Origin of the sequence: Citrobacter sp. Res13-Sevr-PEB04-36 (assembly GCF_015672735.1) — a bacterium.
Taxonomy (GTDB): domain Bacteria; phylum Pseudomonadota; class Gammaproteobacteria; order Enterobacterales; family Enterobacteriaceae; genus Citrobacter.
Map to the genome: position 1 here is coordinate 1 of NZ_JADABY010000037.1, position 26,263 is coordinate 26,263.

The following is a 26,263-nucleotide window of genomic DNA, read 5'->3' on the forward strand; positions in this document are numbered from 1 at the left end:
CGCTGAGTAACAATGAAGCAATGGAGATTGTTGATAAAGCTATTCAAGTTGGCTGGCGCTACTTTGATACCGCACCGCATTACGGTAGCGGCTTGTCAGAACTGCGTTTAGGACTGGGATTGCGCGGGCTGGAGCGTAGCGAATATGTATTGTCTACCAAAGTAGGGCGCCTACTACAATCCAGAAAACAGTTACCCGGTCTTGAAGCTGGGGAGTTCTTTTATGACGAGAACCCGTTTAATCGGTGCGCTGATTACTCTTATGCAGGCATTATGCGCTCTTATGAAGAGTCTATTCAGCGTCTGGGAACCCGTTATATCGACATTCTCTATGTTCACGATCTCGGTACTTATACCTACGGTAATACGGAACTGGAACGTCAGCATTTTAAAACCTTCTGTGATTCCGGACAGAAAGCGTTAGTAGAACTGAAGCGTAATGGTGATATCAAAGCCTGGGGCGCTGGCGCGAATGAGGAGGCTATCCTGATGGCGCTAATGGATAACGCTGAACCGGACATTCTCATGCTTGCTAACCGCTATAACTTGCTGGAAACAGATCGTCAGGTATTTTTTGCTCAATGTGAGAAAAACCGTGTCTCGGTAGCGGTTGCTGCTCCTTTTGCGACCGGGATCCTGGTCGCAAAAGATAAATCCAAAGCACTGTATGAATACGGATCTGCGCCGGCTCAGGTTGTCGAAAAAGTGAATGCTATAGAAGCTGTATGTGCAAAGCATTCTGTGCCGATTGGTGCAGCAGCGCTGCAATTCCCATTAAGAAATCAAAACGTGGTGACGGTTACCTGTGGCGTTCAGTCGGTGGAGCAGGCTGTAACTAATTTTGCCTGGGCTAACTGGGATATTCCGCAGGATTTGTGGGATGAGTTAGCCAGTATCGGCATTCAGTAATCGTAATGCGTATTATCACCAAATAATTAACAGATATTGAGGATGTAATGAAAATTATTAAAGCCGAAATCTTTATGGTTGATTTAAAACCTAAAGTAAAGCGTGTAGATGCGATTCAATCTTTTGTATCACAAGAGACGCCAATTATTCGTTTGACCACCGCGAGTGGAGAAATGGGTGAGGGGTATACCTACACCATTGGTACCGGTGGTTCTTCGGTGGTTGCGTTATTGCGGGATCATTTGTTACCGAAGTTGATCGGCCAGGATGCGACAATGATTGAGCAGATTTGGGAGTCGCTGCTGTTCTCGACGCATGCGACATCGGTTGGTGCCATCACCTCGCTGGCATTGGCGGCTATCGATACAGCACTTTGGGATTTGAAGTGCAAGCGTATGAATTTACCACTATATAAAGTGGCAGGTGGCGCGAAGTCACGCATGAAACTGTATACCACCGAGGGCGGCTGGCTACATTTAAGCACTCAGGAGCTGGTGGATGATGCCTTGTCCGTCAAGGCTCAAGGGTTTTGTGGCTCCAAAATCAAAATTGGTTCTGAAAGTCCAATTCGCGATATTGAGCGCTTGCAAGCCGTGCGAGATGCGGTAGGTGATGAATACGTAATCATGACCGATTGTAATCAGGCGTTCAAATTTTCGGAAGCAAAGCAGCGGGCTGCGCTGCTGGAATCGATTAATCTTTCATGGATTGAAGAACCGTTCCTCGCTCATGATGTTGATTCCCATCAAAAGCTGTGTGAATCAACAACAATTCCGGTCGCAGTGGGTGAATCTATATATTCTATTCAACACTTCAAAGAATATCTGCAGAATAATGCTGCGGATATTATTCAGGTTGATGTTGCCCGTATCGGTGGGATCACGCCCTGGCTTAAAGTAGCACATATGGCTGAGTGCTTTAATAAAATTGTATGTCCGCACTTTTTGATGGAGTTGCACGTCTCGTTATGCTGCGCTATTACCAATAGCCGCTGGTTGGAATATATTCCTCAGCTTGATAGCATGACTCTCAGCAAAGTGAATATTAGTGAAGGGTTTGCTTGTCCGCCAGAGGAGCCAGGCTTGGGTATTCAATGGGACTGGCAAAAAATTAAGGCCGAAACCGTTGTGCATCATATTGTCGAATAATACGACTATTCGCTTCTCAGGAACATATTATGTCTGAAAATCATGCTCTATTTCATGGCGCATGGTGCCCATCAATTACTCCTTTTGATGATCAGGGGAATATTGATTTTGCGGCACTACAGCAGCATTTGCAACGTCTGGAAAATGCCGGCACCCATGTTGTTCTGCTGATGGGTAGCATAGGGGAGTTCACTGCATTAACGTTGGATGAACGGCTGACGCTAATCCGTGAGGCACGTAAACTGACACCGTTGCCCATGGTTGCCAATATCTCTACGACCTGCGTTGATGACATGCTCCATCTGGCGGATGAAGCCAGAGATTGCGGTTATCAGGCGGTGATGATTTTACCGCACTACTATTTTCAACAAACGCCGAGCCAACTACTTGCGTACTATCGTCAGTTAGGGCAGCGCCTGCAAGGTAAGTGGTTTGCTTATAATTTCCCTGCCCGTACCGGATGCGATCTGGATGCGACTTTGGTCGCACAATTAGCGGCTGAATTTCCAGATTTTGTTGGGGTGAAGGACACTGTTGACTGTCTCTCTCATACCCGCGCTATCATTCAGTCTGTTGTGCCAGTCAGACAGGACTTTGTCGTACTGTCAGGCTACGATGAGTATCTGATCCCCAATCTTTTGGCCGGTGGTGCAGGGGTTATTTCAGGGTTAAACAATATCTGTCCAGAGCTCTTTGTTCAGGCCATTGAGGCCTGGAAAGGTAATAATTTGGCGCAGCTTAACCATATTCAGCGTGAAATTAGCCGTCTTTCTGGTATTTATGCTATTGGAAATGACTTCGTTACGACCATTAAAACTGCAGTGGCGCACAAATTCCAATATTCCGGGATTAAATCGCGCAGTTTTGCAGGCGAATTAACATTACAGGAATCTCTGTTAATCGACGATATGTTCGATATTAAATAATAAAATACCTCCAGACACATTGCTGTATTTCCATATGCAGTAATGCCACACATTCATGTTATACGGTGAATATTATGTCTTATAGAATGATTTTAAACGAAACTTCATATTTTGGCCCGGGTTCGATTAGCAGTATTGTTGATGAAGTAAAAACGCGTGGTTTTAAAAAAGCACTGGTCATCACTGATAATGCTCTTATTTGTTTTAATATAGCGACAAAGGTACTGGATATTCTTGATAGCGCAGATTTGTCCTACCAGGTTTTTGATAAGGTTACTCCTAACCCCACGATTGAAGTGGTACAAGAAGGGGTTGAGGCTTTCCAACAATCAGGAGCAGATTATCTGATTGCTATTGGTGGCGGCTCTCCGCAGGATACCTGTAAAGCTGTAGGGATTATTGTTAATAACCCTGAGTTTTCTGATGTGCGTAGCCTTGAGGGTGGGGCAAACACAAAAAATGCTGCCGTTCCGATGATTGCAGTTCCAACTACAGCCGGTACTGCGGCAGAGGTGACCATTAACTATGTGATTACTGATGTGCAGAATCGACGCAAATTTGTCTGCTATGATCCGCATGCTATTCCTGTCGTGGCCATTATTGATGCCGATATGATGGTCAGCATGCCGGCCAGCCTGAAGGCCGCCACGGGTGTTGATGCGTTGACCCACGCAATCGAAGGTTATATTACGAAAGGGGCATGGGAATTAACCGACATGCTGCATCTGAAGGCCATTGAGATGATTGGTCGTTCGCTGCGCGGGTCGATACAGGGCATTGCGCAGGATGCTGATGGGATGGCTCTGGGGCAATATATTGCCGGAATGGGTTTTTCCAACGTCGGACTGGGGTTAGTGCATGGGATGGCGCACCCGCTGGGCGCCTTTTACGGCACTCCGCATGGTGTTGCTAATGCGGTACTGTTGCCACACATCATGGCTTACAATGCTGATTTTACTGGTGAGAAGTATCGAGACATCGCGTTGGCTCTCGGTAATAACCACGCTGCAACATTGCCAATTGAGGATGCCCGTCAAGCGGCGGTAGAGGCAGTCATACAGCTAAACCGTGACGTTAATATCCCCGTTCGACTGCGGGATATAGGGATGAAACTTGAAGATATAGATGCGCTGGCGGAGGCCGCGATGGTTGATGTATGTACTGGTGGTAATCCACGTGAAACCAATATTGAAGAAATTAAAGCGCTATATGAACAGCTCTACTAATTACTAATACTCTGCGACCGGTAGCTATACCGGTCGTATTATTTCAGCAGGGAGAGTTATTTAAAGCTGGAAAACAGACGGCTATAAGAGTTGCCGACGTGCTGGGTAATGGCATCGCGGGTCTGCTCTATATCTCTGGCGATAATGCCAGCACAAATTTTCAGATGCTCTCTGGATGAGTCAGTAATTGAGTCATTCTTCATTTTATCCGAGCGCAGCATGCGCAAGCGATCGTACATAAATGACAGCGTTTTAGTCACTATGGGGTTGTGGCAGTCAGACAGCATCTGCTCATGAAGTTCGTTATCCGCTTCCAGTAACAGTGACACATCCTGTTGCTGAAAACCTGCTTCGATTTTATCTTTAATCTGCTGATAGCGTTGTGGATCCTGATTCTCCCATGACAGATTCAGCACCATAATTTCAATATCTTTTCTGATCTGAAAAATATCGCGTATTTCGCTGAAAGTGATGGGCTTGATGGTTTTGGTTTTATTTTTAGAAGGTTCAATCCACCCTTCGGTTATCAGGCGAAACAAGGCTTCTCGCAGCGGGGTTCGACTGACGTTGAGCTCCTGACATAGCTCGTTTTCAGATATGGCGCCCACTAACTCATTGGCGATGATTTTGGCCTTCAATTGATGATACGTTTTTTCGCTGATATTCATAGATTAGGTTCAATGACGGTCATAATCCGGTTTAGTTACCTACAAATTAGTCGCTTGTCACTATGAAATCAATGGGTAAGCCTGTGTGCTTTGCGGCCGTATGATAAGTAAAGAGCGAATGCTGGCATTTCTTACTGTGCAATTAAGAGCATGGGCGGGATATAAAGAAATCCACGCGTTAGCGTGGATTTCTGGTCTACTCAGACAGCACAGCAAATTACACGTTGAACAGGAAGTTCATTACGTCGCCATCTTTAACGATGTAATCTTTACCTTCCGCACGCATCTTGCCGGCTTCTTTTGCGCCTTGCTCACCTTTATAGGTGATGAAGTCTTCAAATGCGATGGTCTGTGCGCGGATAAAGCCTTTCTCGAAGTCGGTGTGGATCTTACCGGCAGCCTGCGGAGCAGTTGCGCCTACAGGGATGGTCCACGCGCGGACTTCTTTCACGCCTGCGGTGAAGTAGGTTTGCAGGTTCAGCAGTTCATAACCGGCGCGGATCACGCGGTTCAGACCAGGTTCTTCAATGCCCAGCTCAGCCATAAATTCTTCACGATCGGCATCGTCGAGTTCGGCGATATCGGATTCAACCGCCGCGCACACGGCAACTACCACAGAGCCTTCAGCTGCCGCGATCTCGCGCACTTTATCGAGGTACGGGTTGTTCTCAAAACCGTCTTCGTTAACGTTGGCGATATACATGGTTGGCTTCAGGGTCAGGAAGCTCAGGTATTTGATGGCGGCTTTGTCTTCGTCTGTCAGGTTAGTCAGTGAACGCAGCATCCCGGCATTTTCCAGCTGTGGCAGACATTTTTCCAGCGCGGCCAGTTCAGCTTTAGCGTCTTTGTCGCCGCCTTTGGCTTTCTTCTGCACGCGGTGAATCGCGCGTTCGCAGGTATCCAGGTCAGACAGAGCCAGTTCGGTGTTGATAACGTCGATATCGTCAGCCGGATCCACTTTGTTATTAACGTGAATGATATTGTCGTTTTCAAAGCAGCGTACCACGTGGCCGATCGCTTCGGTTTCGCGGATGTTGGTCAGGAACTGGTTACCCAGACCTTCACCTTTGGACGCGCCTTTTACCAGACCGGCAATGTCGACGAATTCCATAGTAGTCGGGAGAATACGCTGCGGCTTGACGATCTCAGCCAACTGGTCCAGACGCGGATCGGGCATCGGTACAACGCCAGTGTTCGGCTCAATAGTACAGAACGGGAAGTTAGCCGCTTCAATACCCGCTTTGGTGAGCGCGTTGAACAGGGTGGATTTGCCTACGTTTGGCAAACCGACGATACCGCATTTGAATCCCATGTTTAAATCACCTTAATCTTTTGATATTCAACCTGTTATGGAAAACAGATTGTAGAAAAGTAAATAACTTTGCCTATTATACACAGCACGCGCGAAAAATGCCGCACATCGCTGCTTATTGTGCTTTAAAGGTATGTAATCGGCTGGTTGCCTTGGTCAGGCCATCTTTGAACAAAATCTCGGTACAACGTGCCGCTTCGTCGATGGCTTCATCAATTAACTTCTGTTCTGAAACAGGCGGTTTGCCTAAAACAAAACCGACAACTTTGTTTTTATCGCCGGGATGGCCAATTCCGACGCGTAAGCGATGAAAGTTCGGGTTATTGCCCAACTTGCTGATGATGTCTTTCAGGCCGTTATGTCCGCCGTGACCGCCGCCGAGCTTAAACTTGGCAACACCTGGGGGCAAATCTAATTCGTCGTGGGCAACCAAAATCTCATCGGGGTTAATCCGGTAAAAGCTGGCCATCGCGCTGACTGCCTTGCCGCTCAGATTCATAAATGTGGTTGGCACCAGCAGGCGGACATCTTCACCTTCGAGCGTCACTCTGGAGGTGTAACCGAAGAATTTCGGCTCATCGCGCAGGGGGGCGCGTAATCTCTCTGCCAGCAAATCGACGTACCATGCGCCGGCATTGTGTCGCGTAGCCGCATATTCTGCGCCGGGGTTCGCCAGACCGACAATCAATTTAATCGTCACGTATTTTGTCCTGAGTGTGTCCATAACCGGCGTGTAGTTTACTGTCTGTCGGCGCACTTGACAAAAAACTGCGTGCGTACCGGCACAAACTGAATAATTGCCTCACTGGACTATTAGAAAGTGAGAGTGTTCAGTAGCTTATTTGTAAAGTTTTGTTGCATGAGTGTTTGTAATTGTGATCGCAGGCGCACTTGCGAGCGGCAGTGTTGTCTATACTTTACACATAAGGATTAGGGGTATTCCCTGTAGCAACCCAAAGTTCCGGAGGTGACACATGAAACGCAAAAACGCTTCGTTACTCGGTAACGTGCTCATGGCTTTAGGGTTGGTGGTGATGGTTGTCGGTGTGGGCTATTCAATCTTAAATCAGCTGCCGCAATTTAATCTGCCACAATTTTTCGCACACGGTGCCGTGCTCAGTATTTTTGTTGGCGGCGTACTCTGGCTGGCGGGGGCTCGCGTCGGCGGTCACGAACAAATCAGCGACCGCTACTGGTGGGTGCGCCATTACGACAAACGCTGTCGTCGTAATAATAGCCAACGCCATAGCTAAACCGTGATATTCCTGCAGACCAGCCAGCATCACGCTGACTGGTTTTCAGTTCGTCTTGTTTCTGTGCGAGCGGGACCGAATGCGCTGTAATAGTGCTAGTAGGGCTAAAACCACTGCCAGATACCCCATGACGTACATTCCCTGAAGTTTTCTTGATGCCAGCTGCGGATCGGCGACCCACGCCAGAAACGCGGTGACGTCACGCGCGTACTGTTCCTCGGTTTGTGGCAGATGGGACTGCGAGGTCCAGGTAATCTCACCGTCTGCCAGCGGCTTTGGCATATTGATTACCCCACCCGGGAAATACCTGTTTGCCTTCATCTCTGGATCGTTGGGTAAATAACCCGTTAGCAGCGCATAAATATAATCCGCACCGCCGTCAGTATAGGGAATAAACGCATCGAGGATAAACTGCGGAAACCCGCGATCGTAGCTTCGTGCCCGCGCGATATAGCTGAGATCCACCGGTAGTGCGCCATTGTTGAGGTATTTGGCTTCCTGATCGTTCAGATAAGGGGAGGCGAAGACATCGTTCAGATTGCCATCTCGCTCACCCGGTTGCCCGTCGTCTTCAACTGTTGCAAACACATAGCCGCTGGCTAGCGCTTTGGCCTCCGCTTGCGTGAGATGCGGCCCGCCAGGTTCGGTTAGCTCTTTGAAGGTGAGGTATTTCATACCGTGGCAGGCCCGGCATTTTTCTTCGTAAACCTGCAAACCGCGGCGCAATTGCTCGCTGTCGTGTGTGCCGTTTACGCCGCTAAATGCCCATGACTGTTGGGGGGGAAGCTGCGCATACAGTTCGTGACCGCAGAGCAAACCCAGAGCCAGGGCGGCATAGCTTAAGCATCGTCCTATCATGTCAGTCCTGTTTTTCCAGTAAGCGCCGGCATGGCATCACAATCAGAAACCATGCGAAGTAGATAAGCGTTGAAAGCTGAGATGCGGGGCGGATCCAACCCTCGTCATGACTGAACCCGTCTACCAGGTCGGGTCCAACCAGCGCTTTTGACCCCAGCCAGCCTAAAAAGAATGCATTGCCGACCCAAATCCAGAAGCTGACTTTGACCCATTTGCTGTAATGACGAAACCGTGCGCGAGAGGTATCCAGCCAGGGTAAAAAATAGAAAATCAACACTGAGGCACACATGGCAGCAATGCCCGCCAACTCATTGGGAAAACAGCGCAGAATAGAAAAGAAGGGTAGAAAATACCATTCGGGCGCGACGACTGCGGGCGTGACCGTCGGGTCGGCGGGGATGAAGTTATCGGCACTGCTGAAGTAGTGCGGCGCGAAGAATAAGAACCACGCAAACAGCATTAAAAACAGCGTCAGCTTGAGGGCATCGCGTTCGGTGACGCGAAAATCAAACAGCAGACGTTGCGATTCACGGGCGGTGAACGTTTTTTTCATCGCGTGGGCGAACGCCGACTGGACGGTACGCACATGCCATATCGTCATCGCAACAATGGCGAAGGGAATAATAAAGTGCAGCACATAAAAACGCCCCAGTGTCGGAGTGCCGGGCGCATACCCGCCGACCAAAAAGGTATACAGCGTATCGCCAACGAACGGTATTGCGCGGGCGAAGCTGGTGATGACCGTGGCGGCCCAATAACTTTTTTGCCCCCAAATCAGGCTATAGCCGAGAAACGCGGTGATCATCAGGAGCACATACAGCGTCACGCTGATAGTCCACATCTTCAGATACGGTTTGCGGTACACGTTGTAATACATGGCGCGAAAGATATGCAGGTAGCAGGCGAAGAAAAAAAGTGAGGCGCCAATAGCGTGTAGATTACGCACCAGCTCCCCGTGCCTGACCGCGCGCATAATATGCACAATGGAATCAAACGCGGATCCTGCCGTGGGCACATAGAACATTGCCAACACGATGCCGGAGAGAATTTGCACGCCCAGCATGACCAGCAAGATGATGCCGACGGCAAAGATCCACACACCGGCCACCGAGCGGGGGAATGGAAGGCGAAATTGAACGTGACGCGCAGGTGTTGTCGGGGAAGCAGCGCTCATGTCAGGCCTCTTTTGTGCCAAGGCGAACGCTCAGACCATCGGCGGCCAGGGCGTAGTCGGGGATGGCCAGATTTGCCGTAGCCGGACCCCGCGTCACGCGCCCGGAGGTGTCAAACTCTGAGCCGTGACACGGACAAACCCAGCCTTGCCCGCTGGGATTGGCGTTAGGGACGCATCCGGCATGCGGGCAGTAACCCTGAACGATCAGCCACTGCGGATGCGCCGCCGTGACCCGCTCGCTGTCCAACTGTGGGTCGAGCAACAGCCGGGTGTCGGCCTGCTGTGCCGCCGAGATCTCGTCCGCTGTACGATGGCGAATCAGGATAAGTTTTCCCTGCCAGATTCGTTTCACCGTCTGGCCTGCAGCCACTCCCGCAAGGGAAACATCCACCGGCTCATTTTCTGCCACGGTTTTATCGTCCGGGCCCAGCGCCGAGATGAGTGGCCAGACGGCTGCAGTCACCCCCGCCGCGCCGACAAATTTTGTCAACTTACACAGGCAGTCGCGTCGCTGGGTGTGGATTGCCTCACTGTCCGTTTTTTCATTCACCGCTGTTATCCTCTTTTTGTTGCGCCGTTAGGGCTTTTCAATGCGGGTATAAATGTCCTGAAAGCGCTTATCGGCAAGGCCGGGGGCTTTAAACGCGCGGTAACTGTCGGGTAAAACGGCGTCGCCGACTTTGATAAGCATAATCATCCCCTGCGCATAGTGCGGAGAGCATTTGATGCCGTAGAAACCGGCGATGTCGTATTTGATTTCAATCTCCTCATCGATTTTGCCGATAAAACCGGGGTATCCGGCGGGGGAGAGTTCGGCAATCGAAGCCGCATTGTGGCTTTTGTGCTTGCGAACAAACTTCACGCTATCGCCCGGCTGGATCGCCAGATAATCCGGTTCGTAGACCATTGGTCCGCCGCTGCCACGGTTTTTCATCAATACTTCGTAGGTCTGTGCGAACGCTGTCGAGGTGAACGCGAACAGGCACAGGACGAGCAGGCTTTGTTTAAGACATTTCATAGCGGTTCCTTGTGGTATTTACGCCGGTCGTTGGTAGCGGATGAAGCAGCTCGCCTCATCGGGATCGCGTTCGACAATCGCATCGATGCCAAACCAGCTGTTAAGATTTTCACGGGTGAAGACAGCCGCAGGGCGGCCCTGTATAGCCAGTTGCCCGGCCGTCATCACCATGATGCGATCGCAAAACATTGCGGCATGGTTCAGGTCGTGCAGGGCGGCAATCACGGTCAGTTTTTCGCGTTTGACCAGGTTAAGCAGGCCAATTTGATGCTGGATGTCGAGATGATTGGTCGGCTCATCCATCAGCAAGACCTGAGGCTGTTGCGCCAGCGCCCGGGCAATATGCAGGCGCTGGCGTTCACCGCCGGAGAAGGTATGCCAGCAGCGGTGTTGGACGTTTTGCAAGGAGACTTTCTCCAGCATCGTCTGCACGATATCGTCGTCAGTCCGTGACCACGGCGACAGCAGGCTTAACCACGGCGTGCGGCCAAGGGACACAGCCTGGATGGCGGTCAGACGCTCGCTGGTTTCCGCCTGCTGTTCAACCAGGGCGACCTTTTGCGCCAGATGGCGGCGCGAGTAGCGGCGAATATCTTTGTTGTTAAGCGAAACACTGCCAGCGGAAGGTTTGAGTAAGCCAGCCAGCAGGGAAATCAGCGACGTTTTCCCCGAACCGTTGGGGCCGATAATGCCAACAAACTCGCCGGGCGCGACCTGAAACGAGACATCATTGACGATGGTCTTGCCTTTCACCTCCCAGTGCAGGTGCTGTGCGCAGACCACATCGTTGGCGGTATTTGCCGCGCGTAGCGGCGTGGTAAAACGTGGGTTAACCGTCATTTGCTCGGGTTCCCTCGGATCAAAATAATCGAAAATGCGGGTGCGCCAACCAGCGCAGTGATCACCCCAATAGGCAGTACTTGCCCTGGTAGTAAGGTGCGTGAAATGACGTCCGCGACGATAAGAAAAATGGCACCAATCAGGGCGCTGACGGGCAGTAAGCGGTGGTGCTGATTGCCCACCAGTAAACGTGCGGCATGAGGAATGACCAGCCCGACAAAGCCAATGGCTCCGACAATCGACACCATAATGGCGGTCATCCCCGTCACCGCGGTAATCAGTACGCCGCGAGTGCGTTTAACCGGGATGCCCAGCGAGGCCGCCGACTCGGCGCCAAATGAAAATGCGTCCAGATGGCGGGCGTAGCAAAAGCAGACGATGATGCCGACCAGCGCGGTCGGGATGGCCAGTACCACATCGGGCCAGCGTACGCCGCTCAGATTGCCGAGCAGCCAGAACATAATGCCGCGTGCCTGTTCGGCATTGGCCGAACGGGTAATGATGAGCGAGGTAATGGCATTGAACAGCTGCGAGCTGGCGATCCCGGCGAGAATAATTTGCGTGGTGGCGGAGCCATGTTTCCCTCTGGCTGCCGCGGCCAGCAGTGCGACAAACAGAAATGCCGTCAGCGCGCCGATAAATGCCCCGAGCGACATGCTGATAATCCCCGCACCCAGCCCGGTCAGCGCGATCAGCACCGCTCCTGTCGACGCCCCGGCCGAGATCCCCAGCAGATAAGGTTCGGCCAGCGCATTACGCAGCAGCGATTGCAGCACCACGCCGGAAACGGCCAGACAGGCGCCGCAGCAGGCGGAGACCAGTGCACGGGTCAGGCGGTAGTTCCAGATAATCCCGGCATCCAGCGCGTCTACCGGATATTGGCTGCCAAACAGGTGGTTTGCCAGCGTGTGGGTGACATGCTGCCACGGGATAAACGTCTCACCGATGGAGATCCCCGCCAGCAGTACTCCGCACATCACCACGCTGACCCACAGGCTATGCAGCAGCGCTCGCTGTGTAAACTGACCCATCGCCCGACGCGTCCTGCGTAATTCGCTCATTGTTTACGGCTTTCCTGAGTACGAAAGCGCGTGATGCCCATGTACGGCATCACGCGCAACGAGGATTAGTGAGTGGCCTGTGGATGTGCCAGACCGTATTGCACCAGCGCATCGGCGAGTTTTTCCAGTCCATCAATGGTTCTTATTCCGGCGTTCATAGTCTGGACATCAATCACCGGCAGGTGGTTGTCTTTCACCGCCGGGATAAGGCGGGTAACAGGGTCAGATTTGAGGTATTCCATTTTGACTTTCCAGTCATCCGCCGGGAAACGGCGACGGCCCATCTCGCCGAGAACGATCACCGACGGACTGGCTTTGGCAATGGTTTCCCAGCCGACGGTCGGCCACTCTTCGGCGGAATCAATGACATTTTTTACCCCGAGGGTCTGCGCAATCCACGCGGCGGGGCCAAATTTACCGGCAACATACGGGTCAAGCTGCAGATCGGCGCTGGAGAACCAGAAGACGGCAGAAACGTTATTTTCCATGCCGGTGATCTTCGTTTTGGCTGCGGCTTCGCGGGCTTTGAGGTTAGCTATCAGCTCATCACCTTTGTCCTGCACATCGAAGATTTTTGCCAGATCGGCAACTTCCTGGTAGACCATGGCGATATCAAACATGCCTTTACGCACGCCATCACCGCCGTCTTCATTGTCTTTTGCACAATCAGCAGGGGCGGTATAAACCGGAACGTTGAGTTCACTGAATTGTTCATAAGAGGCAACCGTCCCCGCGGGGCCAATCTGCCATTCAAACTGGCTGGCAACCAGGTCTGGTTTTTTGGCGATAATGCCTTCAAAGCTGGGTATGTTTTGCGCGATGACCGCAATCTTGTCATTCACAGCTTTGTACTGTTCAGGAACCGGGCCAAACCACAGCGATGTGCCTACAACGCGATCGGCCAGACCCAAAGAATAGAGGATTTCAGTGCTATTCTGACCCACGGTGGTCACGCGCTGCGGGGCTTTATCAAAGGTAATATCCCGACCGCAGTTTTTGATGGTCAGTGGATATTGCGTCTTCGCCGCAGTAGCCATATTACTGGTCAGGAAAAGTGTCGCGCCAGCCAGCGCCAGAAGTGAATATTTGCAATAAGAAGAGGTAAAATCAGAATACATTATCATTGTCCCGTTGATGCCAGAATCTCAGCGTCTGGTCATTGTTTATTTCACGGGACAGGCACATGACGATAGATGACATCTAATCATGATAGTCAGGCAAGATAATATGAAAATAAAACATATTGTTGCCGTTTGATCAGGAATCAATTCTTTTCACTCGTCAAATAAATCACCCCATGGACCATCCCGTCCACTCAATGTATAAAACCATGACAGCAGGTCTCCTGGCTCACGGTAATCAGAATATCGGCCTTCCCATAAAAAATATTTTACAGTGACCTGTAGTGAACCATCACTACACAGGGATATTCAGCATCCGCTTACAGTTGCGGGGGCAGCTATGGCATAAGAGAGAAATCATCCGCACCATATTCCGTTTCAAAAACATGACTATGCTTTGAAATACTGTCGGCGGGGACTGTATCGGCATGCCAATATTGCGTCAACCGCTTGAATAAGTAGGTCGCGTTTGATTGTTATTTTTTAATTCCTTTTAAATCATGTGGTTAATATCTATTTTTTTAAATTGTCTTAATGAAAGTAATGAATGTTCGGTAAACTAAATGAGAATTATTTGACGCTGATCAATTAATATTATTGTGCTGAAAAAGGGCAGAATGGATAACGTTAAATACGCTGTTATTTAATTTTTTGCACCGCGTCACATTTTTAAAGATATTTTCCCATATGGACAATTTGTTGCTCGCCACCTTCATCAAGGAACACGTTAAAGTCATTTTTGCACCAAAACTGATAGCCGCCGGGTAAAAAATGATGGGTATGCAAGTAGAGCGTTTTATATTGCTGACGCTGACAATATGCTTCTGCCAACGTCATAAGTTGGCGGCCTATACCTCGACGGCGGTGTTCCTGTTCCACGTAACAGCGGCAAATTTCTGCGGTGGTGGTTAAATCATAGCGTCCGTGCAACGCTGTTATTCTGTCATCGTACTGACATACTGCCAGCGTGGCGATAAGTTGCTGGTGTTCATCCCACGCGCCGAGCAATAGATTCCGTGGTTGTTGCAGGTAGTTTGCACGCAAATCTAATATGTCTTCGTCAGGCCGTGGGGTGGGCCTGTTAGCCTGAAAATAGAGATTTAAATGACGAATAATAAATGATTGAACGGCGGGAATATCCGACTCGGTAATTTCGCGAAAGGTATACGTAGCATTAGGGTTCATTGTTGTGGGTATTATCAGAAGTAGGGGAAATGATAATAGCAACTCAGAGGGGATTGCAGAAGTGAAGAGTGACCGACAAGCAAAGCCTGCCGGTCATCGCTAAACGTTAAATATCGGCCAGCGCGGCGTCACGGTTCGGGAAGAACGCCAGACGACCAGGGATGGGCTGAATACCCGCTCGTGCCATGGTGCGCAGCGGTTGGAACTCCAGATTACTGATACGTAATTCACAGCCTTCCGGCAGTCGTTTAACAAAACGCTGGAAGGCGTCCAGACCACCGGCATCCAGTACCGGGACGGCGTCCCACTTCAGTACCACGATACGCTTGCCAGCAATGCGCGTTTCAAGATCGGTAAACAATCCCTCGGCGGCGGCAAAGAACAGCGGGCCAATCACGCGCAGCACCAGCACATCGTCCGGTACATCTACGTTAACCGGTGCCAGGCGTGTCATGCGCGCAATGCGGCGCATAAACAGTAGCGAGGCAAGGACGATACCGACGCTGATGGCGATCACCATATCAAACAGTACGGTCAGCGACATACACATCAGCATCACGATGATGTCGTCTTTCGGTGCGTGACGCAGCAGATCCACCACTTTATGGGCTTCACTCATGTTCCACGCTACCATCAGCAGCAGGGCGGCCATGGCGGAAAGCGGCAGCCAGGAGAGCCAAGGAGCTAACACCAGCAGGGCGAGGATCACCAGAATCGCGTGGATCACTGCAGAAATGGGCGAGGTGGCCCCGGCGCGAACGTTAGCCGCAGAGCGGGCAATTGCGGCGGTAGCGGTGATGCCGCCAAAGAATGGCGCAACGATATTCCCCAGACCTTGGCCCACCAGTTCGCTGTTGGCTTTGTGCTTGGTGCCGGTCATCCCGTCGAGCACCACGGCGCACAGCAGGGATTCAATGGCGCCCAGCATTGCCATCGAGAAGGCTGCGGGTAACAGCGCCCGCAATGAGCTCCAGCTCAGCGTAAAGTCCGACCCTGGCATATCCCACGGCAACACCAGCTGTGGCAGCAGTTGCGGGATACCGTTGCCCTGCGAGCCATCCGCCAGAATGTAGTGGAACTGAGACCCGATGGTCGCGACATGGCCACCCGTCAGGTTAACGATGCCCATCACCGCACAACCGGCCAGCAGCGCCGGAAGATGACCAGGCAGGCGGATCCCCAGGCGCGGCCAGAAAATCAGGATCCCCAGCGTGACCACGCCAATGGCGGCATCACCAAGGTTAATGGTCGGCAGGGCCATGAACAACGCACCCACTTTTTGCAGGTAGTGTTCCGGGACGTGTGCCATCTGCAGACCGAGAAAATCTTTAATCTGCATGGTACCGATGGTGATACCGATACCTGAGGTAAAGCCTAAGGTAACGGAGACCGGAATATATTCGATCAATCGGCCAAAGCGGGCGAGGCCGAAAAGGATCAGGAAGATCCCGGACATCAGCGTGGCAACCAGCAGGCCTGCCAGCCCGAACTGCTGCGACACCGGATACAAAATCACCACGAAGGCGGCGGTAGGACCGGAGACGCTAAAACGTGAACCACCGGTAAGGGCGATAACAATCCCGGCAACGGCTGAGGTATACAGGCCGTACTGTGGCGCAACGCCGCTGCCAATTGCCAACGCCATTGCCAGCGGGATAGCAATAATCCCCACGGTTATTCCTGCGATCAGATCGCGGGTAAAGCGCGAGGCGGTATATTTTTCTTTCCAACAAGCGTCGATGAGGGCGCGGAAAGGCATCACATGTGAGGAAAATAGTCTGTTCACAATAATGTTTCATCCATGAGCGCATCATCTATCTAGAAAATGATAGTTGAAGTTGGCATAAATCATACAAATAAATAAAACGGATAAAAAAACCCGCCGCAGCGGGTTTTTGAGCCGGGCTCGATTAATGCTCGAACATAGCAGAGATGGATTCTTCGTTGCTGATACGACGAATCGCTTCGGCCAGCATACCCGACAGGGTCAACGTACGCACGTTCGGCAGTGCTTTGATTTCGTCGGTCAGTGGAATGGTGTCACAAACCACGACTTCATCAATCACCGAGTTGCGCAGGTTGTTTGCCGCATTGCCTGAGAAGATCGGGTGAGTTGCGTAGGCAAATACGCGTTTGGCACCACGTTCTTTCAGCGCTTCTGCTGCTTTGCACAGCGTACCGCCGGTATCGATCATGTCATCAACCAGGACGCAGTCACGACCTGCAACGTCACCAATAATGTGCATCACCTGAGAAACGTTCGCACGCGGGCGACGTTTGTCGATGATAGCCATATCGGTATCGTTCAGCAGCTTAGCGATAGCGCGGGCACGCACGACGCCACCGATGTCCGGAGAAACCACAATCGGGTTGTCCAGGTTCAGCTGCAGCATGTCTTCTAACAGAATTGGGCTACCGAATACGTTATCAACCGGTACGTCAAAGAAGCCCTGGATCTGTTCAGCATGCAGGTCAACGGTGAGGACGCGGTCAACGCCAACGCTTGACAGGAAGTCAGCGACGACTTTTGCGGTAATCGGTACACGAGCGGAACGTACGCGACGATCCTGGCGTGCATAGCCGAAGTAAGGAATAACGGCGGTGATACGGCCTGCGGAAGCACGGCGCAGAGCATCGACCATAACGACCAATTCCATCAGGTTGTCGTTAGTAGGGGCACAAGTGGACTGGATGATGAAAATATCACCACCGCGTACATTTTCATTAATTTGTACGCTGACTTCGCCGTCGCTAAAGCGACCTACAGCGGCGTCGCCGAGTGAAGTGTACAGGCGGTTGGCAATACGTTGTGCTAGTTCCGGGGTGGCGTTACCAGCAAAAAGCTTCATATCAGGCACGAGAAGAACCTCAGGCATGCGTCCATTGGTGGAAAGAATCTGCCGAAAACTGTGCGGGCCAGGCAGTATCCTCTCCAGGCGGTGTATTAAAGAGCGCGATGCAACGTCTGGAACGGGGTGACGTTGTCACCGCAACTCAGCTTGCCCGGCTTACTCGTCATCATTCATGTTTCATGTGCGCTGGCATCAATAATTCGCACCAGTTACATACTTTTGTATGTTCCTGGCGATTCGTCATTTCGCCATCTTCCTGAAACCCGAATGATTTAGAGTAGCGCTCTGTGCAATGGGGAGAGGTTGACACCTTTCGCCACAAAGCCTTCGAGCCATTCCGGGGCTTGCTCAAGCACCTGGCGAGCACGAGACTCTGTATCAAATTCAGCAAAGACACAGGCCCCTGTACCAGTCAGGCGCGACGGCGCATATTCTAACAGCCAGGAAAGCACCGCATCAACCTCGCGAAAACGTTTTCTTGCGATAACCTCGCAATCATTGCCGAATTCACATTTTAGTAACGTTTCTATTGACCTTTTTGGCGTGTTGCGCGGGAGTTCCGGGTCTTTAAAAATCACCGGCGTAGGAATACTGACGCCGGGGTGAGCAACCAGGTACCATTTTTCCGGTGGATTGACCGGCGTGAGAATTTCTCCCACCCCCTCGGCGAAGGCCGCGTGTCCGCGTACAAATACCGGCACGTCGGCACCCAGCGTTAACCCAATGGTTGCCAGTTCATCGACAGACAGTCCGCACAGCCAGAGGTGGTTCAGCGCCACCAGAACGGTGGCGGCATTCGAGGATCCGCCGCCCAGACCCCCGCCCATGGGCAGACGCTTATTAATGCTGATGGCCGCGCCGCTCCCGGCGGGCAAACGCCCACTTTCTGCGGCAGTTTTCATCAGCAAACGCGCGGCGCGCACGATCAGGTTATCTTCATGCTCTACGCCTGCAACCGGGGTGAGTAGATGAATGTCGCCGTCATCGCGCACCTCAATGCTGATATCATCGCCGTAATCGAGAAACTGAAACAGCGTCTGCAGCGTGTGATAACCATCCGCACGCTGTCCGGTGATGTATAAAAACAGATTCAGTTTTGCCGGAGAGGGCCAGTGGGTCATCATTTCACGATCCAGTTATCCATTTTCAGCTTAATGCGCTGGTCGCCGTCGGACAGTTCCATGTTAGCGGGCATCGCCGGCTGCGTTTTGCTGTCGTAGGCGCTGTACACCACTTTCCAGCGCTTACCGTTCTGGCTGTAGTTGACTTCACTCAGACGGTACTGCTCGTCGAGTTTGTAGTCGGTGGCATCGCCCGGCAGACCGAGGATCCATTGACGCAGGCTATTGAGAGGAATCGGCATGCCGGTCAGTTTGCCAATCATCTCTTCGGCGTCATCGGCGGTGTAATGCTTGCCTTTATTATCGACAAGCTCGACGTTGCCAGGCTGGGCTTTCAGTTCCAGTTCAGTACTGCCCAGCGGATTGGTCAGCAGCAGACGATAGTTATCCTGACCGGTTTGCTGCCAGAAGAAGCGGGCATAAACCTTCTGCTGATCGGAAATGTAGGCAAACGCGCCGCGCGTCTGATACTGGTGCAGCGCACGCACTTCCTGCTGGTGCTGACGCCACTGCGGGGAGTCCGGGCTTTTGCCAGGACCTTGCGGCGCATTGAGTGTACAGGCGGTGAGGACCAGGCTTGCCAGCGGCAGCAGGCGGATCAGGCGAAAATCAGGCAGGGTCATAATGATGACAAATCCTTGAGATACGTTGCAGTTATAGTTCTTAATGCTAGCGCCGCCGTTTAACCTCGTCTACGTTCACGTTATCTTAAATCACTAAAATTTGTGCACTAAGCTATTACTCCAAAAGGGGGCAGTCTCTTTTATTGGCCGCACGCATCCTGTATGATGCCCGCAGTCTAACCTTATCAACGCTGGTACTATTCCCGCACACATGACCCTTTTAGCGCTTGGTATTAACCATAAAACGGCACCTGTATCGCTGCGAGAACGCGTAACGTTTTCGCCGGATACGCTCGATCAGGCGCTGGACAGCCTGCTTGCGCAGCCAATGGTGCAAGGCGGGGTAGTGCTGTCGACGTGTAACCGCACGGAGCTGTATCTCAGCGTCGAAGAGCAGGATAACCTGCAAGAAGCGCTGATCCGTTGGCTGTGCGAATACCACAATCTGAATGAAGAAGAACTGCGCAGCAGCCTTTACTGGCATCAGGACAACGACGCCGTCAGCCATCTGATGCGGGTTGCCAGTGGCCTGGATTCGCTGGTACTCGGCGAGCCACAAATTCTCGGTCAGGTGAAAAAAGCCTTTGCGGATTCGCAAAAAGGCCACCTGAACGCCAGTGCGCTGGAACGCATGTTCCAGAAATCGTTCTCCGTCGCCAAACGTGTTCGCACCGAAACCGACATCGGCGCCAGCGCCGTGTCCGTTGCCTTTGCGGCCTGTACGCTGGCGCGACAAATCTTTGAATCACTTTCCACGGTAACCGTGCTGCTGGTTGGCGCAGGTGAGACCATCGAACTGGTGGCGCGTCATCTACGCGAACACAAAGTGAAGAAGATGATAATCGCCAACCGTACGCGTGAACGTGCGCAGGTGCTGGCAGACGAAGTCGGCGCTGAGGTGATTTCATTGAGTGATATCGACGCACGTTTACAGGACGCCGATATCATTATCAGTTCTACCGCCAGCCCGCTGCCGATTATCGGTAAAGGGATGGTGGAGCGCGCGCTGAAAAACCGCCGCAATCAGCCGATGCTGCTGGTTGATATCGCCGTACCGCGCGATGTTGAACCGGAGGTCGGCAAACTGTCGAACGCTTATTTGTACAGCGTTGACGACCTGCAAAGCATTATTTCGCATAACCTGGCGCAGCGTAAAGCGGCGGCGGTGGAAGCCGAAACGATCGTCGAGCAGGAAACCAGCGAATTTATGGCCTGGCTCCGCGCCCAAAGCGCGAGTGACACCATCCGCGAATATCGCAGTCAGTCAGAACAAGTGCGTGATGAACTGACCGCCAAAGCGTTGGCTGCTCTTCAACAGGGCGGTGACGCGCAAGCCATTATGCAGGATCTGGCCTGGAAACTGACTAACCGCCTGATCCATGCACCAACCAAATCACTTCAACAGGCTGCCCGTGACGGGGATAGTGAACGCCTGAATATTCTGCGCAACAGCCTCGGGCTGGAGTAGCAGCACACCAATCTTATTTTTTACAGGGTGCATTTACGCCTATGAAGCCTTCTATCGTTGCCAAACTGGAAGCCCTGCATGAACGCCATGAAGAAGTTCAGGCGCTGCTCGGCGATGCGGGAACCATCGCAGACCAGGATCGTTTTCGTGCGCTGTCGCGCGAATATGCCCAGTTAAGCGATGTTTCCCGTTGTTTCACGGACTGGCAACAGGTTCAGGACGATATCGAAACGGCACAGATGATGCTCGACGATCCTGAAATGCGTGAGATGGCGCAGGATGAACTGCGCGAAGCAAAAGAAAAATGTGAACAGCTGGAACAGCATCTGCAGGTGCTGCTGCTGCCGAAAGATCCGGATGACGAACGTAATGCGTTTCTTGAAGTGCGTGCCGGAACCGGCGGCGATGAAGCCGCGCTGTTTGCAGGCGATCTGTTCCGTATGTACAGCCGCTACGCTGAATCCCGCCGCTGGCGCGTGGAGATCATGAGCGCCAACGAAGGTGAACACGGCGGCTATAAAGAAATTATTGCCAAAGTGAGCGGCGATGGCGTGTATGGTCGACTGAAGTTCGAGTCTGGTGGTCATCGCGTACAGCGCGTTCCTGCCACCGAATCTCAGGGGCGTATCCATACCTCTGCTTGTACGGTCGCGGTGATGCCTGAGCTGCCGGAAGCGGAACTGCCAGACATCAATCCGGCTGACCTGCGCATTGATACCTTCCGTTCATCGGGGGCCGGTGGTCAGCACGTTAACACCACCGACTCGGCTATTCGTATTACCCACTTACCGACCGGTATTGTGGTTGAATGTCAGGACGAACGTTCACAGCACAAAAACAAAGCCAAAGCGATGTCGGTGCTGGGATCACGTATTCGTGCCGCTGAAGTGGCGCGACGCCAGCAGGCGGAAGCCTCTGAGCGTCGTAACCTGTTAGGTAGCGGCGATCGCAGCGATCGTAACCGTACTTATAACTTCCCGCAGGGTCGCGTGACCGATCACCGCATCAACCTGACGCTCTACCGTCTGGACGAAGCGATGGAAGGAAAACTGGATATGCTCATTGAGCCGATTGTCCAGGAATACCAGGCCGACCAGCTGGCGGCGTTGTCCGAGCAGGATTAATGGATTATCAGCACTGGCTGCGTGAAGCAATAGGCCAATTACAGAACAGCGAAAGCCCGCGTCGCGACGCCGAGATCTTACTCGAGACCGTTACCGGCAAAGGGCGTACCTTTATTCTGGCATTTGGTGAAACGGTATTAACAGCCGCACAGCAGGAACAGCTGAGCGTGCTGTTGGCGCGCCGTCAACGGGGAGAGCCTGTGGCGCACTTAACCGGCGTTCGCGAGTTCTGGTCGCTGCCGCTGTTCGTTTCTCCTGCCACGCTTATCCCACGTCCGGACACCGAATGCTTAGTCGAGCAGGCGCTGGCGCGCCTGCCTGCCTCTTCGTGTCGTATTGTTGATTTGGGGACCGGCACGGGCGCTATTGCGCTGGCGCTGGCCTCCGAGCGCCCGGACTGCGATGTGACGGCGGTTGACCGGATGCCGGACGCAGTGGCGCTGGCGACCCGCAATACGCAGCATTTGGGCATCAACAATGTGCGGGTGCTGCAAAGTGACTGGTTCAGCGCTTTGCAGGGGCAGCAGTTCGACATGATCGTCAGTAATCCACCGTACATTGATGAGCAGGACCCGCATCTGGCGCAAGGCGATGTACGCTTTGAGCCGCTGACCGCGCTGGTGGCGGGCGCGAGTGGTCTGGCGGATATCGTGCATATCATCGAACAGTCGAGACACATGTTAACCCCTGGCGGTTATTTGCTGCTGGAACACGGCTGGCAGCAGGGGCAGGCGGTGCGTGACGCGTTTATGCGCGGCGGATACCTGGCGGTCGAAACCTGTCGCGATTATGGCGGCAACGAGCGCATTACACTCGGACGCATCGCCGCATGACCACCTTCAGCTTGTTACTCGGCGTTCATCTTATTAGCATTGCACTTTCCGTGGGGCTGCTCACGCTGCGTTTTTGGTGGCGTTACAGCCACGCACGTCTTGCGTCAGCGCGCTGGACGCGGGTTGTCCCACCGGTCATTGATACCGTTTTGTTACTCAGCGGCGTGGCGTTGATCGCTAAAACGCACATCCTGCCATTCACCGAACAGGGGACATGGCTGACTGAAAAGCTGTTTGGGGTTATTATTTACATCGTTTTGGGTTTTATTGCGCTCGATTATCGTCGGGCGCGCAGCCAGCAGGCGCGTTTAATCGCCTTTCCGCTGGCGCTGGTGGTGCTGTACATCATCATTAAACTCGCCACCACAAAAATACCGTTACTGGGGTAATCATGAGGTCGTTAGCTGATTTCGAATTTAATAAAGCGCCATTGTGCGATGGGATGATCCTGGCATCGGAGTCTATCCGCCTGGATTTCCCTACGCAATCTGTCTACGACGAACTGGAACGTCTGGCCAGCCTCGCGCATGAAGAAATTAGCCAGCTCCTGTCTCAGGATGAGCAACTGGAAAAATTGCTGGCACTTTTTTACGGCGACTGGGGGTTTACGGATACCCGCGGCGTCTATCGTCTTTCTGATGCACTTTGGCTCGACCAGGTCCTGAAAAATCGTCAGGGCAGCGCGGTGTCGCTTGGCGCCATCTTGTTGTGGCTGGCCAATCGGCTGGATCTGCCGCTGGTGCCGGTGATATTCCCGACGCAGTTAATCCTGCGCATTGAATCACTGGAAGGCGAAATGTGGTTGATTAACCCGTTCAATGGCGAAACGTTAAATGAGCACACGCTGGAAGTGTGGCTAAAGGGCAATATCAGCCCGGTAGCGGAATTGTTTAACGAAGATCTCGATGAGGCGGATAACGCGGAAGTGATCCGCAAACTGCTCGACACGCTGAAATCATCGCTGATGGAAGAACGGCAAATGGAACTGGCACTGCGCGCCAGCGAAGCTTTGTTGCAGTTTAATCCTGAAGATCCGTATGAAATACGCGATCGCGGATTGATCTACGCGCAGCTGGAATGTGAACATGTTGCGTTAACCGATTTAAGTTATTTCGTTGAGCAGTGTCCGGAAGACCCGATCAGCGAAATGATCCGTGCGCAGATAAACACTATTTCGCACAAGCAAATTGTATTGCATTGATTAATGACACTTTACCTACCGTTTAAGGCGATCCTATGAAACAAAAAGTGGTTAGCATTGGCGACATCAACGTGGCAAATGACCTGCCATTCGTGCTGTTTGGCGGCATGAACGTGCTGGAATCCCGCGATCTGGCGATGCGCATTTGTGAGCACTACGTAACCGTTACTCAAAAACTGGGTATCCCTTACGTGTTCAAAGCCTCCTTTGATAAAGCCAACCGTTCTTCCATCCACTCTTATCGTGGTCCGGGCCTTGAAGAAGGGATGAAAATCTTCCAGGAACTGAAGCAAACCTTTGGCGTAAAAGTGATCACCGATGTGCATGAAGCCAGCCAGGCGCAGCCTGTGGCTGACGTTGTGGACGTGATTCAGCTTCCGGCCTTCCTCGCCCGCCAGACCGATCTGGTTGAAGCGATGGCGAAAACCGGCGCCGTTATCAACGTCAAAAAACCGCAGTTCGTAAGCCCGGGTCAAATGGGTAATATCGTGGATAAATTCCATGAAGGCGGCAACGACAAGGTTATTCTGTGCGACCGTGGCGCAAACTTCGGTTACGACAACCTGGTTGTGGATATGCTGGGCTTTGGCGTGATGAAGAAAGTTTCCGGTAACTCACCGGTTATTTTTGACGTTACCCACGCGCTGCAGTGCCGTGACCCGTTCGGTGCTGCAAGCGGCGGTCGTCGTGCGCAGGTGACTGAACTGGCGCGTGCCGGTATGGCGGTAGGTCTGGCGGGTCTGTTCATTGAAGCACACCCGGATCCGGCCAATGCGAAATGTGACGGTCCTTCCGCGCTGCCGCTGGCGAAGCTGGAACAGTTCCTCACTCAGATCAAAGCGATTGACGACCTGGTGAAAAGCTTCGACGAGCTGGACACCGAGAACTAAGATAGCTGTGCGGGCCGGAGAATTCTCTCCGGCCTTTTTGACTCTTGTCGTCAGGCGCCAAATGCACCGTCAATCGTGTGCATTGCCCCCGTTACAAATCCCGCTTCCGGGCCTGCCAGCCAGGCAACCATGCCGGCTACTTCCTCTGGTCGTCCGTGTCGTTTTAGCGCCATAAAGCCGTGCATCAGATCTTTCAATGGGCCTTCTGCCGGGTTGGCATCGGTATCAATGGGACCGGGTTGGACAACGTTTACCGTAATACCGCGCGGGCCGAAATCTCGAGCCAGTCCTCTTGCCATCCCCTGTAACGCTGACTTACTCAGCGCGTAAGAGGCCATTCCGGCAATTGGCATACGGTCGCCGTTCACTGAACCAATAATAATGATTCGCCCGCCGTCAGGCATCTGTCGTGCCGCTTCCACTGCAGCGTAATAGGGGGCGTGGATATTAATATGGAAAAGGCGTTCAACCGCATCAGGGTCCTGATCAAGCGCGTCGCCGAACAGAATAATCCCTGCGTTGACCACCAGTACATCCAATGGACCGCTTTCTCGCACCCGCGCGATGACGGCGTCGCGATCGGCGCTATCGGTTTGCGCTGTACGGGTACCTGTCTCTTCGGCCAGTGCTTTAGCGGCGTCAGGGGAACCTGAATAAGTGAAGCTAACGGTTGCGCCATCTGCGGCAAAACGACGCACGATAGCGGCACCAATTCCACGGCTGCCGCCAAGCACCAGCACTGACTTACCATTAAACGAAGACATCAGAGATTCCTTGAACAATTATGTAGTGATCGATATATAATGTCCGCATGGTTTTCTGTCAATGGATTTGTAATGAGCACTACAAAATGCTTCCGCGCGCCGGGTCGACCGCGTAATTTTGATCCAGAGCTGGCCGTGGCCAAAGTGCAGCGGTTATTTCATGCCCAAGGTTATGACACCGTTAGCGTGGCGGATGTCACTCAGGCGCTGAACATCAAGCCACCCAGCTTCTATGCAGCTTTTGGCAATAAACTCGGTCTGTACCAGCGCGTCCTTAGCCGCTACGTACAAAACGATGCTATTCCATTTGACGATATTCTGCGCTGTGACAGACCGGTTGCGGAGTGCCTTGCGTCTCTGCTTGAAGAAGCGGCACGCCGTTATGCTGCCGATCCAGACGCACCTGGCTGTTTGGTTCTGGAAGGAACGCATAGCAACGATCCACTGGCGCGTAATGCCGCCCGTGCTTTCTATTCCGTAGCAGAAAATAAGATTCATGACTTTATCGCACAGCGGCACCCTGAAGAGGCACCAGGCCTGACGGATTTCATTTGTACAACGATGCTAGGTCTGTCGGGTAAGGCACGTTGCGGACACTCGCTTGAACGCCTGCTATCCAGTGCGCAAATTGCCAGTTTAGCGCTGATACACCGATTTTCCTGACTATCGCCACACAAGGAGTAGAGAAA

General features: G+C 52.5%; 28 protein-coding genes and 1 riboswitch. Of the genes, 12 read left to right on the forward strand and 16 right to left on the reverse strand.

Going from position 1 to position 26,263, the window contains the following annotated elements; translation table 11 throughout:
* From IMQ48_RS10360 to fucO, 4 genes are all read left to right on the forward strand, one after another.
* Positions 1 to 908, forward strand: a 908-nt coding sequence (locus IMQ48_RS10360; RefSeq protein ID WP_196208965.1) for an aldo/keto reductase, incomplete at its 5' end; no start/stop codon positions are given.
* A gap of 47 nt (positions 909 to 955) precedes the next feature.
* The gene (locus tag IMQ48_RS10365) at positions 956 to 2,056 is read left to right on the forward strand and encodes a mandelate racemase/muconate lactonizing enzyme family protein (RefSeq protein WP_196208966.1); all 1,101 of its coding nucleotides are present in this window, start codon (positions 956 to 958) and stop codon (positions 2,054 to 2,056) included.
* A gap of 29 nt (positions 2,057 to 2,085) precedes the next feature.
* Positions 2,086 to 2,982: a dihydrodipicolinate synthase family protein gene (locus IMQ48_RS10370; protein ID WP_196208967.1), complete on the forward strand. Its 897-nt coding sequence runs from the start codon at positions 2,086 to 2,088 to the stop codon at positions 2,980 to 2,982.
* A gap of 74 nt (positions 2,983 to 3,056) precedes the next feature.
* Positions 3,057 to 4,208: a lactaldehyde reductase gene (gene fucO, locus IMQ48_RS10375; RefSeq protein ID WP_196208968.1), complete on the forward strand. Its 1,152-nt coding sequence runs from the start codon at positions 3,057 to 3,059 to the stop codon at positions 4,206 to 4,208.
* 56 nt (positions 4,209 to 4,264) lie between these two features.
* Here fucO and IMQ48_RS10380 read toward each other — a convergent pair whose 3' ends face one another.
* From IMQ48_RS10380 to pth, 3 genes are all read right to left on the reverse strand, one after another.
* Entirely contained in the window at positions 4,265 to 4,876 is a 612-nt protein-coding gene (locus tag IMQ48_RS10380) for a GntR family transcriptional regulator (protein ID WP_196208969.1), read from the reverse strand.
* A gap of 217 nt (positions 4,877 to 5,093) precedes the next feature.
* Positions 5,094 to 6,188 (reverse strand): redox-regulated ATPase YchF, encoded by a 1,095-nt coding sequence (gene ychF / locus IMQ48_RS10385; protein WP_135322111.1) that lies wholly within the window; start codon positions 6,186 to 6,188, stop codon positions 5,094 to 5,096.
* A 115-nt stretch (positions 6,189 to 6,303) separates the two neighbouring features.
* A complete protein-coding gene (pth, locus tag IMQ48_RS10390; RefSeq protein WP_046275292.1) occupies positions 6,304 to 6,888 on the reverse strand; it encodes an aminoacyl-tRNA hydrolase in 585 nt (194 codons plus the stop codon).
* Positions 6,889 to 7,162: 274 nt separating this feature from the next.
* Here pth and ychH point away from each other — a divergent pair, with 274 nt between their 5' ends.
* Positions 7,163 to 7,441 (forward strand): stress-induced protein YchH, encoded by a 279-nt coding sequence (gene ychH / locus IMQ48_RS10395; RefSeq protein WP_045443721.1) that lies wholly within the window; start codon positions 7,163 to 7,165, stop codon positions 7,439 to 7,441.
* A 45-nt stretch (positions 7,442 to 7,486) separates the two neighbouring features.
* On the opposite strand, the gene IMQ48_RS10400 is transcribed toward ychH, so the two are convergent.
* From IMQ48_RS10400 to lolB, 12 genes are all read right to left on the reverse strand, one after another.
* Positions 7,487 to 8,299 carry a cytochrome c1 gene (locus tag IMQ48_RS10400; RefSeq protein WP_196208970.1) on the reverse strand — a complete coding sequence of 271 codons (813 nt, stop codon included), beginning with the start codon at positions 8,297 to 8,299 and terminating at the stop codon, positions 7,487 to 7,489.
* Between the two features lies 1 nt (position 8,300).
* Positions 8,301 to 9,473, reverse strand: a complete 1,173-nt coding sequence (locus tag IMQ48_RS10405) for a cytochrome b N-terminal domain-containing protein (RefSeq protein WP_196208971.1) — start codon at positions 9,471 to 9,473, stop codon at positions 8,301 to 8,303.
* Position 9,474: 1 nt separating this feature from the next.
* On the reverse strand, positions 9,475 to 10,023 hold the full coding sequence (gene petA / locus IMQ48_RS10410; RefSeq protein WP_196208972.1) for a ubiquinol-cytochrome c reductase iron-sulfur subunit: 549 nt from the start codon (positions 10,021 to 10,023) through the stop codon (positions 9,475 to 9,477).
* Positions 10,024 to 10,050: 27 nt separating this feature from the next.
* The gene (locus tag IMQ48_RS10415) at positions 10,051 to 10,491 is read right to left on the reverse strand and encodes a pseudoazurin (protein ID WP_196208973.1); all 441 of its coding nucleotides are present in this window, start codon (positions 10,489 to 10,491) and stop codon (positions 10,051 to 10,053) included.
* A gap of 18 nt (positions 10,492 to 10,509) precedes the next feature.
* Complete coding sequence (locus IMQ48_RS10420) at positions 10,510 to 11,331, reverse strand: ABC transporter ATP-binding protein (RefSeq protein ID WP_196208974.1); 822 nt, start codon at positions 11,329 to 11,331, stop codon at positions 10,510 to 10,512.
* Positions 11,328 to 12,392, reverse strand: a complete 1,065-nt coding sequence (locus IMQ48_RS10425) for an iron ABC transporter permease (RefSeq protein WP_196208975.1) — start codon at positions 12,390 to 12,392, stop codon at positions 11,328 to 11,330. The genes IMQ48_RS10420 and IMQ48_RS10425 overlap by 4 nt, the downstream gene beginning before the upstream one ends.
* A gap of 65 nt (positions 12,393 to 12,457) precedes the next feature.
* Entirely contained in the window at positions 12,458 to 13,510 is a 1,053-nt protein-coding gene (locus IMQ48_RS10430) for an ABC transporter substrate-binding protein (protein ID WP_196208976.1), read from the reverse strand.
* A gap of 199 nt (positions 13,511 to 13,709) precedes the next feature.
* Positions 13,710 to 13,938: riboswitch (cobalamin riboswitch) on the reverse strand.
* A 244-nt stretch (positions 13,939 to 14,182) separates the two neighbouring features.
* Positions 14,183 to 14,698 carry a GNAT family N-acetyltransferase gene (locus tag IMQ48_RS10435; protein ID WP_196208977.1) on the reverse strand — a complete coding sequence of 172 codons (516 nt, stop codon included), beginning with the start codon at positions 14,696 to 14,698 and terminating at the stop codon, positions 14,183 to 14,185.
* Between the two features lie 106 nt (positions 14,699 to 14,804).
* Entirely contained in the window at positions 14,805 to 16,484 is a 1,680-nt protein-coding gene (gene dauA, locus IMQ48_RS10440; protein WP_115258285.1) for a C4-dicarboxylic acid transporter DauA, read from the reverse strand.
* 124 nt (positions 16,485 to 16,608) lie between these two features.
* On the reverse strand, positions 16,609 to 17,556 hold the full coding sequence (prs, locus tag IMQ48_RS10445; protein WP_001518537.1) for a ribose-phosphate diphosphokinase: 948 nt from the start codon (positions 17,554 to 17,556) through the stop codon (positions 16,609 to 16,611).
* A 266-nt stretch (positions 17,557 to 17,822) separates the two neighbouring features.
* Positions 17,823 to 18,674 (reverse strand): 4-(cytidine 5'-diphospho)-2-C-methyl-D-erythritol kinase, encoded by an 852-nt coding sequence (ispE, locus tag IMQ48_RS10450; protein WP_196208978.1) that lies wholly within the window; start codon positions 18,672 to 18,674, stop codon positions 17,823 to 17,825.
* Positions 18,671 to 19,294: a lipoprotein insertase outer membrane protein LolB gene (gene lolB, locus IMQ48_RS10455; protein WP_196208979.1), complete on the reverse strand. Its 624-nt coding sequence runs from the start codon at positions 19,292 to 19,294 to the stop codon at positions 18,671 to 18,673. Before lolB ends, ispE begins: the two co-directional genes overlap by 4 nt.
* Before the next feature lie 211 nt (positions 19,295 to 19,505).
* On the opposite strand from lolB, the gene hemA reads away from it, so the two are divergent.
* From hemA to kdsA, 6 genes are read left to right on the forward strand one after another with little or no spacing between them, the layout of a single operon-like run.
* A complete protein-coding gene (hemA, locus tag IMQ48_RS10460; protein WP_096756765.1) occupies positions 19,506 to 20,762 on the forward strand; it encodes a glutamyl-tRNA reductase in 1,257 nt (418 codons plus the stop codon).
* 41 nt (positions 20,763 to 20,803) lie between these two features.
* Positions 20,804 to 21,886: a peptide chain release factor 1 gene (gene prfA / locus IMQ48_RS10465; protein ID WP_115258288.1), complete on the forward strand. Its 1,083-nt coding sequence runs from the start codon at positions 20,804 to 20,806 to the stop codon at positions 21,884 to 21,886.
* Complete coding sequence (prmC, locus tag IMQ48_RS10470) at positions 21,886 to 22,719, forward strand: peptide chain release factor N(5)-glutamine methyltransferase (RefSeq protein ID WP_196208980.1); 834 nt, start codon at positions 21,886 to 21,888, stop codon at positions 22,717 to 22,719. Before prfA ends, prmC begins: the two co-directional genes overlap by 1 nt.
* Positions 22,716 to 23,108, forward strand: a complete 393-nt coding sequence (gene sirB2 / locus IMQ48_RS10475; RefSeq protein ID WP_196208981.1) for an invasion regulator SirB2 — start codon at positions 22,716 to 22,718, stop codon at positions 23,106 to 23,108. Before prmC ends, sirB2 begins: the two co-directional genes overlap by 4 nt.
* A gap of 2 nt (positions 23,109 to 23,110) precedes the next feature.
* On the forward strand, positions 23,111 to 23,920 hold the full coding sequence (gene sirB1 / locus IMQ48_RS10480) for an invasion regulator SirB1 (RefSeq protein WP_181617124.1): 810 nt from the start codon (positions 23,111 to 23,113) through the stop codon (positions 23,918 to 23,920).
* A gap of 35 nt (positions 23,921 to 23,955) precedes the next feature.
* The gene (gene kdsA, locus IMQ48_RS10485) at positions 23,956 to 24,810 is read left to right on the forward strand and encodes a 3-deoxy-8-phosphooctulonate synthase (RefSeq protein WP_135322095.1); all 855 of its coding nucleotides are present in this window, start codon (positions 23,956 to 23,958) and stop codon (positions 24,808 to 24,810) included.
* A gap of 50 nt (positions 24,811 to 24,860) precedes the next feature.
* Here kdsA and bdcA read toward each other — a convergent pair whose 3' ends face one another.
* A complete protein-coding gene (gene bdcA, locus IMQ48_RS10490) occupies positions 24,861 to 25,574 on the reverse strand; it encodes an SDR family oxidoreductase (protein WP_196208982.1) in 714 nt (237 codons plus the stop codon).
* 72 nt (positions 25,575 to 25,646) lie between these two features.
* Here bdcA and IMQ48_RS10495 point away from each other — a divergent pair, with 72 nt between their 5' ends.
* Positions 25,647 to 26,237, forward strand: coding sequence for a TetR/AcrR family transcriptional regulator (locus IMQ48_RS10495; protein WP_196208983.1), 591 nt, complete (start codon positions 25,647 to 25,649; stop codon positions 26,235 to 26,237).
* Positions 26,238 to 26,263 lie beyond the last annotated feature (26 nt).